Origin of the sequence: Skermanella sp. TT6 (assembly GCF_016653635.2) — a bacterium.
Classification (GTDB): Bacteria; Pseudomonadota; Alphaproteobacteria; order Azospirillales; family Azospirillaceae; genus Skermanella; species Skermanella cutis.
The window spans coordinates 452,598-465,856 of the sequence record NZ_CP067421.1 but is presented as its reverse complement, the minus strand read 5'-3'; the positions used below and the strand labels follow the sequence as shown (position 1 = coordinate 465,856).

Annotated in this window: 6 protein-coding genes and 7 pseudogenes; 6 read left to right on the top strand and 7 right to left on the bottom strand. The window is 64.9% G+C overall.

The window, feature by feature from the left end:
- Positions 1-196: 196 nt before the first annotated feature.
- A pseudogene (gene rfbB, locus IGS68_RS29950) lies at positions 197-1,280 on the bottom strand (dTDP-glucose 4,6-dehydratase).
- 142 nt (positions 1,281-1,422) lie between these two features.
- A pseudogene (locus IGS68_RS29945) lies at positions 1,423-1,725 on the bottom strand (dTDP-4-dehydrorhamnose 3,5-epimerase family protein); the annotation flags it as partial.
- Between the two features lie 748 nt (positions 1,726-2,473).
- On the opposite strand from IGS68_RS29945, the gene IGS68_RS29940 reads away from it, so the two are divergent.
- The 3 genes and pseudogenes from IGS68_RS29940 (at position 2,474) to IGS68_RS29930 (ending at position 4,811) form a co-directional block, all read left to right on the top strand.
- Positions 2,474-2,731 carry a transposase gene (locus IGS68_RS29940; protein ID WP_201081803.1) on the top strand — a complete coding sequence of 86 codons (258 nt, stop codon included), beginning with the start codon at positions 2,474-2,476 and terminating at the stop codon, positions 2,729-2,731.
- A gap of 26 nt (positions 2,732-2,757) precedes the next feature.
- Positions 2,758-2,961 (top strand): annotated as a pseudogene (locus tag IGS68_RS29935) (IS110 family transposase); the annotation flags it as partial.
- A 773-nt stretch (positions 2,962-3,734) separates the two neighbouring features.
- Positions 3,735-4,811: an IS5 family transposase gene (locus IGS68_RS29930; protein ID WP_201081801.1), complete on the top strand. Its 1,077-nt coding sequence runs from the start codon at positions 3,735-3,737 to the stop codon at positions 4,809-4,811.
- Positions 4,812-4,906: 95 nt separating this feature from the next.
- Here the strand turns inward: IGS68_RS29930 and IGS68_RS29925 are convergent, their stop codons facing one another.
- The 3 genes and pseudogenes from IGS68_RS29925 to IGS68_RS29915 form a co-directional block, all read right to left on the bottom strand.
- Positions 4,907-5,917: a calcium-binding protein gene (locus IGS68_RS29925; RefSeq protein ID WP_201081799.1), complete on the bottom strand. Its 1,011-nt coding sequence runs from the start codon at positions 5,915-5,917 to the stop codon at positions 4,907-4,909.
- 30 nt (positions 5,918-5,947) lie between these two features.
- Complete coding sequence (locus IGS68_RS29920; protein WP_201081797.1) at positions 5,948-7,021, bottom strand: IS630 family transposase; 1,074 nt, start codon at positions 7,019-7,021, stop codon at positions 5,948-5,950.
- 197 nt (positions 7,022-7,218) lie between these two features.
- A pseudogene (locus tag IGS68_RS29915) lies at positions 7,219-7,709 on the bottom strand (transposase); the annotation flags it as partial.
- 31 nt (positions 7,710-7,740) lie between these two features.
- Between IGS68_RS29915 and IGS68_RS35790 the strand changes: the two are divergent.
- A complete protein-coding gene (locus IGS68_RS35790; protein WP_247881435.1) occupies positions 7,741-8,961 on the top strand; it encodes an IS256 family transposase in 1,221 nt (406 codons plus the stop codon).
- 435 nt (positions 8,962-9,396) lie between these two features.
- Here IGS68_RS35790 and IGS68_RS35785 read toward each other — a convergent pair.
- Together IGS68_RS35785 and IGS68_RS29905 are read right to left on the bottom strand one after the other, a co-directional pair.
- A pseudogene (locus tag IGS68_RS35785) lies at positions 9,397-10,452 on the bottom strand (recombinase family protein); the annotation flags it as partial.
- A gap of 319 nt (positions 10,453-10,771) precedes the next feature.
- Positions 10,772-11,533: pseudogene (locus tag IGS68_RS29905) on the bottom strand (IS256 family transposase); the annotation flags it as partial.
- A gap of 157 nt (positions 11,534-11,690) precedes the next feature.
- Between IGS68_RS29905 and istA the strand changes: the two are divergent.
- Together istA and IGS68_RS29895 are read left to right on the top strand one after the other, a co-directional pair.
- A pseudogene (istA, locus tag IGS68_RS29900) lies at positions 11,691-12,929 on the top strand (IS21 family transposase); the annotation flags it as partial.
- Positions 12,916-13,251, top strand: coding sequence for an ATP-binding protein (locus tag IGS68_RS29895; protein ID WP_201081792.1), 336 nt, complete (start codon positions 12,916-12,918; stop codon positions 13,249-13,251). The pseudogene istA and the gene IGS68_RS29895, both read left to right, overlap by 14 nt.
- The last annotated feature ends 8 nt before the right edge of the window (positions 13,252-13,259 follow it).

Here is a 13,259-nt window from a genome sequence, read left to right as displayed (position 1 = left end):
CCTCGCGGTAGGGCGGCGCCGCTCTCCGCCACTATAGGGTCCACGTCCGGCTCGGACGCGATGTCCAGCTCGGCGCGGCCGACGGTCCGGACGGCCCAGCCCGCCGGCAGCGCCGCCTCACGCAGGCAGGTCGCCACCTGGCCCCGGCTGCCGAACACCAGGAGGGTGCGCGGCGCTTCCTCGAACACGGCGCCGGTCACGACGCCACGGCCTCCAGCCGGCGGGGCGGCACCGCGGCGCCCAGGCCCAGGCGCCGGCCGTCGTACCCGGCGCGCAGCGGCTGCCACCAAGTCTGGTTGGACAGGAACCACTCGATGGTCCGGCGCAGCCCGCCTCGTACGTGACCTGCGGCTGCTAGCCCAATTATTCGCGCCGGATCTTGGACGCGTCGATGGCGTAGCGCAGGTCGTGGCCGGGACGGTCGGTCACGTGGGTGATCAGGGTGCGGCGCGGCCTGGCGGCCGGCAGCATCTCGTCCAGCGTGTCGCAGATGCCGTGGATGACCTGCAGGTTGCTCCGATCGGCGTTGCCGCCGACATTGTATTTTTCGCCCACCCGGCCGGCCGTGAGGATGCGCCAGAGCGCCGCGGCATGGTCTTCGACGAACAGCCAGTCGCGCACGTTCTCGCCAGTGCCGTAGACGGGCAGCGGCTTGCCTTCCAGCGCGTTGATGATCATCAGCGGGATCAGCTTCTCTGGGAAGTGGAACGGGCCGTAATTGTTGGAGCAGTTGCTGACGACGACCGGCAGCCCGTGGGTATGGTGCCAGGCCAGCGCCAGATGGTCGGCCGAGGCCTTGCTCGCCGAATAGGGCGAGGTGGGCGCGCAGGCGGTCTCCTCCGTGAACAGGCCGTCGGGACTCAGGGAGCCGTAGACCTCGTCGGTCGAGACGTGATGGAAGCGGAACACGGCGCGGCGCTCGTCCGACAGGGCCGACCAGTTTTGGCGGGCCGCCTCGCGCAGATGGTACGTCCCGACCACGTTGGTCTGGATGAAGACGCCCGCGCCCTCGATCGAGCGGTCGACAGGGCTCTCGGCGGCCAGGTGCATCACCGCGTCGGGCTGGTGCTCGGCGAAGACCCGGTCCAGTTCCGCCCGGTCGTAGATGTCCACCTGCTCGAACACCGCGCGGTCGCCGTCACGATGCGGCTGAGCGTATCGGGGGGCGCGGCATAGGTCATCTTGTCCAGGCAGGCGATCGAGGCGCCCGTGTTCTCCAGGACGTACCGGCAGACGGCCGATCCGATGAAACCGGCGGCGCCGGTGATGATGATCTTCATCGCATGAAATACCGTGATCGAAAGGTACAGACCTTGGAAGACTGTGGAAGCTCCGCCGGTCAGCGGGGAAGCAGTCCGGCAGGTCGGCGAAGGCCGGAAGCAGCCTGTCCTTGGCCGCAAGCACGGCGTCGCCCGGCGCCACCGGCCAGTCGATGCCGAGTTCGCCGTAGTTCCAGGCCATGTCGCGGTCATGAGGGGGCGAGTACGGGGCGGAGACCTTGTAGAAGACCTCCGTGTCCGGCTCAAGCGTGCAGAACCCCTGGGCGAAGCCGACGGGCACCAGGATCTGGTTTCCCTCCCGCGCACTGATCACGGCCGAGACATGGCGGCCGAAGGTCGGCGACCAGCGGCGCAGGTCGACGGCGACGTCCAGGATGCTGCCGCGGAGCACGCGGACCAGCTTGTCCTGGGCGAACGGCGGGATCTGGAAATGCAGCCCCCGCACCGTGCCGCGCGCCGCTGACAGGCACTGGTTGTCCTGGACGAACGCCTCTCGTCAAGCTTACCCAATTCTCGGATCAGGTCCAGCAAGTTGACGATGCCGATCCCGTTCACCGCCAGCTCCACCTGTATCACGCCGACACCAGCGCGACGGCCAATGGCTTGTGCCTTTGCAACTGCACGCTGAGCAGTTTCGTTCGGTAGGCGGGCTGCGCAGCGCCTCGGCGCATAATGGTGGCTACTTGGCCCAAGCTCTACGCGATATGCCTATTGACATATTGTTAACTAATTTAGCCTACCATACTTCTTAGGTCCTACGGCTAATTGGAAAGGACGGGCAATGCACCGAACCGCCTTGTATGAAGCTATCCGCTCGATTGACGAAGCCGCCGTTAGGCTTTGGCCCCCAGATCATGCTCGACGTCTTGCTGGTATACGCGCTCAATTATGCTTTCTGATGCGAGAAATGGAAAGTTCCCGCATTCCGTGCCGGACTGAGCGCCCTACCATCGTCGGAGACTCAACCTTGATTCAGCAGGATTTCGAAGCAGCAGAATAAATCTAACTGCTAGAAAATGTTTATATTATAACTATCAGAGATTGATTGCACTCTGTTTACTGTAAAAATGACCTCAATCAAAGAACTGTTCATAGACGAGGCGTACTGACCAGGATTCTATTTCGAGATGTGACCTTGCCCCCGTACAGCGCCTCCCATAGCCGGGTGAGATCGGCGAGAGGATGGAGGCGGAATGACGAGATCAGCAAGGGCACGCTACACGCTGGCGTTCAAAGAAGAGACCGTTCGTCTGGTCACCGGTGGCGAGCGGGTGGCGACGGTCGCCAAGAATCTCGGCCTGTCGGAGCAGACGCTACATAATTGGGTCAAGGCGGCGGGCCATGGTGGGTTGAAAAGTTCTGCTACACCGACAGTCAGTGCTGAACAGATGGACAGCGTGATGGGATGGACGGCCTCCGCATCTGGCCAGGTAGTGCCACATGATCGATAGGTCAGCTTCATTACGGAGATTGCGCAATGTCCGCAGCATTCATCGGTCTCGATCTGGCGAAGTCGGTGTTCCAGGTTCACGGCGTTGATGCCCAAGGCAAGGTTGTTGTGACGAAGCGGCTGCGCCGGGATGCGGTGCTGGCGTTCTTCGCCAACCTGCCCGTTTGCGTGATCGGGATGGAGGCGTGTGCCGGGTCGCACTTTTGGGCGAGAGAGCTCGCCGGCCGCGGCCGACCTCGACCTCGCGCCAGCCGGTCTTGCCCCGGACGCGGAGCAGCAGGCCGGCCTCCAGCACCTCGACCCAGCCGGTCGCCTCGGGCGTCTCGTCCGGGCCGTGGTCGAGCCCGAAGAGCTCGCTGCGGCGCAGCCCGCCGGCGAATCCTAACAGCAGCAGGGCGCGGTCGCGCAGGTCGGGGCCGAGCAGCGCCGCCATGGCGGTGACGTCGCTGCCGAGCAGGGCTTCCTTGTGCCCGGGCGGGCGGCCGTGGGCCCGGCGGATGCCGGCCAGTACTTCGCGGACGTGGCGCTCGGCCCGGTCGAGGGTGAAGCCGTGCTGGCGGAAGGTCCAGCCCAGCCCGGCCAGGCGGCGCTCGACGGTGGCCGCCGTCCGGCCCCGCCCGGCGCCGGTTTCGGAGGCGAGGTCGGCGAGGTAGAGGCCGATCGCCTGGGGCGCGGGCGGCAGCGGCTCAAGGCCGCGGCGGGCGCACCACGCGGTGTAGTGGCGCCAGTCGGCGGCGTAGGCCCGCCGGGTGTTGCCGTAGAAGGCGAACTCGTTCCGTGTGATTGAGACGAGCGCCAATGCAGCTTCAGCCAGACATGTGGAAAAAATAGTCCACGTTCTCAATCAGACCAACCTTATCAACTTTTACAGTAGTTTCCCCCAGGGTCAACGTTGTGGTATTGCCGTTTTCGTATTTTCCTAGCAGGCTGCGGAAAAAGGGCTGTGCACGGGCGGGCGGTCGTGATTCTCTTCGGTGGTTTAGACTGCGGCCGGCGAGGGGACGATGCGGGGATTGGACGAACGCAGCGAGGGTCTGTTCAGCTACGTGAGCTGTGAAGCGCGGGTTCCGGCGAGCCATCCGTTGCGGCCGATCCGGGCCATCGTGGACGAGGCGCTGGAGGTGATGTCGCCGGCCTTCGAGGGGCTGTACTCCAGGATTGGGCGACCATCGATCCCGCCGGAGAAGCTGCTGCGGGCGCTGCTGCTGCAGGCCTTCTACTCGGTGCGCTCGGAGCGTCAGCTGATGGAACAGCTCGATTACAATCTGCTGTTCCGCTGGTTCGTCGGCCTGTCGATGGACGCGCCGGTGTGGGACGTGACGGTGTTCACCAAGAACCGTGAACGGCTGCTGGCCGGCGATGTGGCGGCCAAGTTCCTGGCTACCGTGCTGGATCAGCCGCGGGTCAGAACGCTGCTGTCGGACGAGCATTTCTCGGTGGACGGCACGCTGATCGAGGCGTGGGCCTCGGTGAAGAGCTTCCGGCCCAAGGACGGCAGCGGCGAGCCGCCGGGGCCGGGACGCAACGGCGAACGCGACTTCCATGGCGAGAAGCGCTCCAACGAGACCCACGCCTCGACCACCGATCCCGAGGCGCGGCTGTACCGCAAGGGCAACGGGCAGCCGGCGAAGCTGGCCTTCATGGGTCATGCGCTGATGGAGAACCGCCACGCCCTGGTGGTGGATGTCCGGCTGACGGCGGCCACCGGCTTGGCCGAGCGCGAGGCGGCGGTGGCCATGGTCGAGGCCATTCCGGGCCGCCACCGCATCACGGTCGGGGCCGACAAGGCCTACGACACCAGGGATTTCGTGGCGAACATGCGCGAGTTGGGCGCGGCCCCGCACGTCGCCCAGAACACGAACAACCGCCGCTCGGCGATCGACGGCCGGACCACCCGCCACCCCGGCTACGCCGTCAGCCTGCGTATCCGCAAGCGGATCGAAGAGGTGTTCGGCTGGATCAAGGGAGCCGGCTTGCGCAAAGCGCGTCATCGCGGCACGGCCCGTGTCGGTTGGATGTTCACGCTGACCGCCGCGGCCTACAACCTGATCCGCCTGCCCAAGCTGCTGGCTGCGGCATAATCACGTCCGGAGTCCGCCTCAACGGCGGCTCCGCGAGCCCTGGATCGAGGCAAACCGCTCCATCTCGACCAAAACGGGCGTCCTAAGCGCCCTCTTCAAGCCTCAGCGGAGGCAAGGGCGCTGCGAAGGCCCATTTTTCCGCGTCCTGCTAGTGCTTCACTAGGATTTGGATAGAAAAATCTATCTACAAAGTTGAAGTGTATCTCATCACCTCCTGCTTTACCTACGCCATTAAATCCGGTGATAGTTGCTCCAGATCCTCCATAAACATCAAACCAGAACTTATCACTGTCAGTCGAAGTGCTATAAATAACATCATCTATATTGCCCTCTGCAAGAGTAAATACATCATTACCGGCACCACCGTCCATTATGTCTTTGCCCCAGGAGCTGAAAAAGTAATCTGCTGAACTAGTGCCAACAATGGTCATCTGATCATCACCATCGATTGAACCGAAGTAGTCTAGGCTACCCGGTCCAGTGACTGTTATTCTTTCAATGTTCTTAAATGTTCCAGCCAGTATCCATGGATCAGTTCGCAGATCTCCGCCGAAAACGATACGATCATCGTCCCCATAGCCTTCAATGCTAATCTCAGTTACCGCTGGTCGGGTAACGCCATTCTTTGTGTAAGTAGCCTTATTGTAAACATTGAGAGTGTCATAATTCAGACCACCATCCATTGTCGTTGTTGACAAATAATTTCCGAGCGAGCTGATATTCGCTGTCGTTGGGTCATAATAAAATTTATCATTGCCGTCACCGCCGTACAACTTTGCGATGCCCGTACCGGCTTTCAACGTATCGATACCAGCCTCGCCATAGATCGTGTCCGTTCCGGCATCGCCGTGGAGCGTGTCGTTGCCAGTTCCGCCGTAGATCAGGTCGTTGCCGTCACTGCCATAGGCGAAGTCATCGCCGGCTTCACCGCGTAGAGTGTCGTTACCAGCCTCACCGAATAGCCTGTCGGAGCCGATGCCGCCCCATATCAGGTCGTTCCCAGCCTTGCCGTACAGCGTATCATTGCCAGCATAGCCGTAGATTGAGTCAGCCGATGATGTGCCGTTGATCGTATTGTTGCTGGCATTCCCTTTGAGCGTCGCCAAGTCAGCCCCCATAGTAGCTAGTGCAGCGACTCATTGAAGGGATGCAGCGGGAAGGCGCCTGAGCTTTTCCAGGATGGTCTCGGCGGGCTTGGTCCAGACGAAGGGTTTTGCCTTGCCGTTATGCTCCTTGATGAAGCGGCGGATCGCGTCCTCCAGTTGGGGGACGGAGGTGAAGACGCCACGCTTCAGGCGCTTGCGGGTCAGGGTCGAGAAGAAGCCCTCGACGGCGTTCAGCCAGGACGCCGAGGTGGGCGTGTAATGGAAAACCCAACGCGGGTGATCGGCCAGCCAGACCTGCACCTTCGGGTGCTTGTGGGTGGCGTAGTTGTCCAGGATGGCATGGACGATCCTGCCCGCCGGAACGGCGCGCTCGACGGCGTTGAGGAACTTGATGAACTCCTGATGACGGTGCTGGCTCATGCAGCGGCCGACCACGGTGCCGTCCAGCACGTTCAGGGCCGCGAACAGGGTGGTGGTGCCGTGGCGCTTGTAGTCGTGGGTCATGGTTCCGCATTTCCCCGGCTTCAGCGGCAGTCCCGGCTGGGTGCGGTCGAGCGCCTGGATCTGCGATTTCTCGTCGATGGATATGACCACCGCGTGGGCGGGTGGGTCCATGTAGAGGCCGACGACGTCCTCGACCTTGGCGGCGAAGGCCGGATCGTTGGACCGCTTGAAGGTGCGGATGCGGTGGGGCTGGAGCCGATGCGCCTCCCAGATCCGCTGGATCGTGCGCAGGCTCAGGCCGACCGCCTCGGCCATCGCCCGCCCGGTCCAGTGGGTCGCCGTTCCGGGCGGTTCCGCGCAGGTCAGGGCAACGATCCGCCGAACCGTCTCCTCCGGGACCGGAGCCTTGCCCGGCTTGCGGCTGGGTTCGCGCAGCAGCACGTCCACGCCCTTCTCGGCGAAGCGACGCTGCCAGCGCCAAACCGAGGGGCGGCTTACCCCGGTCTGCCGGGCGATTTCCAGGACCGGCAGCCGATCCGCCGACAGAAGCACGATACGGGCCCGCTGCGTGTGTTTGAGCGGGCGGCTGCGGTCCCCGATGACGGCGGCCAACCGCGCGCGGTCCTCAGGGCTGACGATGACGCTGACTGTCTGGGCCATGACCCCAGACTCGCACAATGCCGCCCTTGTGTGAATCCCTTGTCGGCGTCAATGCACTAGTAGCGCAAGCTGAAATCATCTCACAACCTATCGGTGGTCGACTGCTCTCCTTCGAACATACCTATGACCGGAAGGCATAAAGCAGCACTGAGATGGGTAGGTTTAGGTGAGAGTGCCGGGCTACACGATAAGAGTGCCTAACATAACCATCGTTCGACGAAGCGGAAGGTGATGAGGGCTGCGGCGAGGTGGTTGAAGGCGGCAAAGATATCGATCCGGCGTTCGTAGCGCACGGAGGTCCGCCGGAATTGGGCGAACCATGCCAAGGTGCGTTCGACCTTCCAGCGGTGCCGGCCCAGGCGCTCGGTGCTGTCGATGCCGCGCCGCGCGATCCGGGGAATGATGGCGCGTCCGCGCAACGCACGCCGGCAGCGCCGGAAATCATAGCCTTTGTACCGCTTTCAGCGTTAGCTAAAGCTCCCGCATGCAGCTTGGCGGGACGGCGGCGGGGCCGGCCGGCGCACTGGCGGATGGGCGGGATGGCATCGACGGTGGCCTCCAGCATCCGGCTGTCGTGGATGTTAGCGGCCGACAGGGTCACGGCCAGCGGGATGCCGTTGGCGTCGATGACGACGTGGCGCTTCGAGCCCGGCTTGTCGGTGGGACTATCGGGAATTCCGTGCTTGGCGGGGTTATCCTGAAACAGAAGGAGACCCTGAATGGCCCGACGCAAAGATCCTGTTATCCCTGACGCGATCCTTGACCAACTGCTGGCTGGAGCCGATGCGAAGACGGCATTCGACCAGAACGGCCTGCTCGACCAGCTGAAGAAGGCGCTGACGGAGCGGGCGCTGAAGGCGGAGCTGGATCATCATCTGGCTGGAGATGAGAGCGGCAACCGTCGCAACGGCTACGGCCACAAGACGGTGCTGACCGATGGCGGCTCGATGGGTCTGTCCATTCCCCGCGATCGGTCGGGGACGTTCGATCCGGCGCTGATCGGCAAATACCAGCGGCGCTTCCCCGGCTTTGACGAGAAGATCATCTCAATGTACGCACGCGGCATGTCAACCCGGGAGATCACGGGACACCTGCGGGAGCTCTATGGCATTGAGGTCTCAGCCGATTTGATCTCCACGGTGACGGACGCGGTGATCGAGGAGGTGACGGCCTGGCAGAACCGGCCGCTGGAGGCGATCTACCCCCTGGTGTTCCTGGATGCCATCCGGGTCAAGATCCGCGACGAAGGTCTGGTCCGCAACAAGGCCATCCATGTGGCGATTGGCGTTCGGGCCGACGGTGCCAAGGAAGTGCTGGGCCTGTGGATCGAACAGAACGAGGGCGCCAAGTTCTGGCTGCGCGTCCTGAACGAGTTGAAGAATCGGGGTGTGGAGGACATCCTGCTGGCTGTTGTCGATGGGCTGAAGGGCTTTCCCGAGGCGATCGCGGCTGCCTATCCGGAGACGATTGTTCAGACTTGCGTCGTTCATCTGCTGCGCCACAGCATGGAGTTCGCGTCCTGGAAGGACCGCAAGGCCATCGCCGCCGCCCTGAAGACGGTCTACGACGCTGTCGACGACAAGGCCGCCGAGATGGCCCTGACCGCCTTTGAGACCGGGCCTTGGGGCGAAAAATACGCGGCCATCGGCAAGGCCTGGCGGCGGGCGTGGCAGGAGGTCATCCCCTTCTTTGCCTTCCCGCGCGAGGTCCGGCGCATCCTTTACACGACCAATGCCATTGAAGCGTTGAACTCAAAGCTGCGCCGGGCGGTCCGGGCCAGGGGGCATTTCCCCAATGACGAAGCCGCGCTGAAGCTCCTGTTTCTCGTCTTGAACCGCGCGGAGAAAGACTGGAAGATGCCGCCCCGGGAATGGACGGCCGCCAAAGCCCAGATGGCTGTCATCTTCGGCGACCGGTTCGCAAAGGCGATGACCGCCTGATAGTGAACCCGCCCCGCCAAGCACGGAATTCCCGATAGTCCCACCGGGCCGAACCCGCTGGCAGAACGCCGTCAGGTCCGTCATGACTGCCTGGGCCTTGGCGCGCTGTTCGCACAGGCGGCGCTGTTGCTCGATTTGAAGGTCGAGGGCTTTGCGCTGATCGGCCAGTTGCCGGCGCCGCTCCTGCAATTCCTCCAGACTGATCACCTCCAACTGGTAAGCGTCGAGCAGACGCCGGTCCGCACGCGCCAGCCCATCCAGGCGTGTCCGCAGCTTCCGCTCGGCGTCCGAACCACGCGCCGCAGCCTGACCAGCCTCCCCGGCGAACTCCTGGAACTGGGCGAACAGCCGGTCGGGATCGCTGAGCAGGCCGACGACATGGTCCCAGACCGTCTTCTCCAGATCGTCGGCCTTGACCTGCGCCCGCGGACACGGCGAGGATCGGGCGGTCGACACGCAGTCCTTGCCGGCGCACCGGTAATACCCGAACTCACGCCCATCCGCCGCCTTTCTGGTGATCCCGTACATGGCCAAGCCGCACTCCCCGCAGGTCAGCAGACAGCGCAGCAGATAATTATGCTTCCGGTTGTTCCGGAATGACAGGACGGCATTGCGCGCCAGCTGGGCCTGGGCACGGTCCCAGGTGTCCTGATCGATCAGCGGCGGAACGGGAATGGCGATCCACTGCTCCCTGGGCCGGAGCCGGCGGGTCCCCTTGCCCGAGTAGGACGGCTTGCGGCTGCGCGGCTTGCGCGACGGCAGGTACTCGTAGCGGTTCGAATAGGCGGTCCCGGTGTAGACGGGATCCGACAGGATATGGTGGACGGTGGATGGCGACCAGGGCCGCCGGCCGCAGCGCGGGAACCAAGGGCCGAAGTTCAGCCGCCTCAGGATCTGGCGCAGGGTCAGACCCTCATCGGCGAGCCAGCCATAAAGCAGGCCCACCAGTTCGGCCTCCGCCTCATCGACGACGAGCTGACCGGCGGCGCCGTCATGGCGCGGCAGGTAGCGATAGCCGTAGGGCGCGCGGGGACCGATGAACTGCCCAGCCCGCGCCTTCTGGAGCTTACCGCGCCGGAAGCGTTCACCGAGCAGCGCTCGCTCGTACTCGGCGACGGCGCCCTGGATCTGAAGCAGGAGCTGGTCGCCCGGATCGTCGGAGATCGCGCGGTTGAGGAACTCGACCGCGCACTCCACCCGGCGGAACTCCTCCAGCAGGAGCACCTGGTAGGCGTAGCGCCGGGCCAGCCGGTCAGGGGCGAGAACGGCAACGACATCGACTTCCCCGTCGCGCACCGCATCGCGCAGGGCGTCCAGGCCAGGCCTGTCGAGGCGCGACCCGCTGTATCCCTCATCGCGGAACACATGGGCGTCGGTCAACTCGTGGTTCGCGGTGTTGGCCCAGGCGCGGAGGACGTCGAGTTGGCTGTCGATGGTTTGCTGGCGTTCCTGGCGCTCAGTGGAGACACGGGCATAGATGGCGGCGCGCATGGCGCTCCTCCTTCAATGATCGAATCGGGACTGTCGGAGCCGTCCCCTGGCGGTTCGGGCTGATCAGTCTGGAGCAGATGGCGATAGGCGCGGGCGAGACGGGCGGAGCCGTCGCGTGTACGGACGAAGACCGACCGGATCGTCCAGTCCCGCGCCGCCGGCGGGCTTCTGGTTCGCGGCATGGGCACACCTCGTTCGGATGTACCCTTCGCACCCTAGCACCGCCAAGCCGAGGGAGCCGGCGAGCGGCGGCGGCGCGTCCTGCTGATCGCCGCCCATTGGAACGCCACTCTGGAACTGAACCGCAAGGCGTCGATTGCGTTCGGATCGTGTGCACTCGGCAGCGCTGCCATGTCGCCTGGAACACGCGCTGGACGGCTGCCTTGATGCCCTCATGGGCGTCGGAAATCACCAGCTTGACGCCAGCGAGACCGCGACGCTTGAGCTTGCGCAGGAATTCGAGCCAGAAGGTCTCGGCCTCCGAGGCACCGATGTCCATGCCCAGCACCTCGCGCCGGCCGTCGGTGTTGACCGCCACTGCGACGGTCACGGCGACAGACACGATACGTCCCTGCTGGCGGACCTTGACGTAGGTCGCATCGATCCAGAGATATGGCCAGTCGCCTTCGATCGGACGGCTCAGGAACGTCTTGACCCGGTCGTCGATCTCTTCGCACAACCGGCTGACCTGGCTCTTCGAGATGCCGCTCATGCCCATGGCCTTGACCAGATCGTCCACCCCGCGGGTCGAAACGCCCTGGATGTAGGCCTCCTGGATCACCGCCGTCAGCGCCTTCTCCGCCATCCGGCGCGGCTCCAGAAATCCTGGAAAATAGCTGCCCTTGCGCAGCTTGGGGATGCGCAGTTCCACCGTGCCGGCTCTGGTTTCCCAGTCGCGATCCCGGTAGCCATTGCGCTGTGCGAGGCGGTCAGCCGAGCGCTCGCTGTGACCGGCACCGGTCACCGCCTGAACCTCCATCTCCATCAGCCGCTGGGCGGCAAAGCCGATCATCTCACGCAGCACATCCGCATCTGTGCCCTTTTCAAGCATCGAGCGAAGCGTCATCATCTCGTCGGTCATCGTGGTCACCTTGGATCAGGTATGTGTTGTGGTGACCAGACTTTACCCGAGAACCACGATGACCGCCCGTTCCGGGGCAGGCCCTCCGGTCGGCTACGCCTCCCTGCGGGCCTGCCCCGGAACGGGCGCTCCTACACCACGCCTGGGGACTTGATCGTTCGCGGGCGGCTACGACGCCGTACGGCGCTACATCACGCGGTGGAAGCGGCGCCAGCCGGCGGCGACGGCCGAGGCATTCGTGCCGCTGACCTTCGCACCGGGCGAGGCTTACCAGTTCGACTGGGCGGAGGAGTGGATCGTCCTGGACGGGGTGACGACGAAGGTGCAGGTGGCCCACGTGCGCCTGTGCCACAGCCGGATGCCGTTCGTGGCGGTCTATCCGCGCCAGACCCAGGAGATGGTGTTCGACGCCCACGCCCGCGCCGCGGCGTTCTACGGCGGCCTGTGCGAGCGCGGCATCTACGACAACATGAAGACGGCGGTTGACGCCGTGTTCGTCGGCAAGGAGCGGCGCTTCAACCGCCGCTTCGCCCAGATGTGCTCGCACTACCTGGTCGAGCCGGTGGCCTGCACGCCGGCCTCGGGCTGGGAGAAGGGGCAGGTCGAGAACCAGGTCGGCACGTTGCGCCACCGCCTGTTCATCCCACGCCTGCGGGCAGCGACGCTGGAGGAAGTAAACGAGCGGCTGCGCCACGCCGTGGAGGCGTGGGCGCGCACCGCACCGCATCCCGAGTTCCCCGACCGGACGGTGTGGGCGGTGTTCGAGGCGGAGCGGCCGGCGCTGGTCGCCGTGGCCAATGCCTTCGACGGCTTCCACGAGATCACGGCCAGCGCGTCGAAGACCTGCCTGATCCGCTTCGAGCGCAACCGCTACAGCGTGGCGGCGGCCGCCGCCGGCAAGCCGGTGCAGGTGCGCGCCTACGCCGACCGGCTCGTGGCGTGGTGCGACGGCACGGTGGTGGCCGAGCACCGGCGGGCCTTCGGGCACGGCCACACGATCTACGATCCGCTGCACTACCTGCCGGTTCTCGCCCGCAAGCCCGGCGCGCTGCGCAACGGGGCGCCGTTCCGGCAGTGGGAGCTGCCTGCGGCCCTGGCCAAGGTGAGGGCCCGGCTGGGCCGCTCCGACGAAGCCGACCGGCAGTTCGTCGGCATTCTCGCCGCCATCCTGACCGACGGCCTGGACGCGGTGGAGGCCGCCTGCCGCGAGGCGCTGGCGAGCGGGACGCACAGCCGGGACGTCATCCTGAACATCCTCGCCCGGCGCCACGACGTCACCCCGACGGCGCCCGTGGCAGTGCCGGCGGCGCTGACGCTGACGATCGAACCGGCCGCCGACTGCACGCGCTACGACGGCCTGCGCGCGGCACGGGAGGGCTGTCATGGAGCGGCATGAGCTGATGGCGATGATGGCCGAGCTCAGCCTGGCGGGAATGCGCGCGGTCTACGACGAGGTGATGGCCGACGGCCTGAAGCGGCAGCGCACCGTCCAGCAGATCCTGGGCGACCTGCTGGCCGCGGAGCGCGCCGAGAAGAAGGCGCGCTCGATCCGCTACCAGCTCGGCGCGGCCAGGCTGCCGCTGGCCAGGACGCTTGCCGAGTTCGACTTCGCGGCCAGCCCGGTGAACGAAGCGCTGGTGTGCGACCTGCACGACGGCGGCTTCCTGGAAACCCAGCGCAACGCCGTGTTCGTCGGCGGAACCGCTCTCGCGTCATAATGCCCACC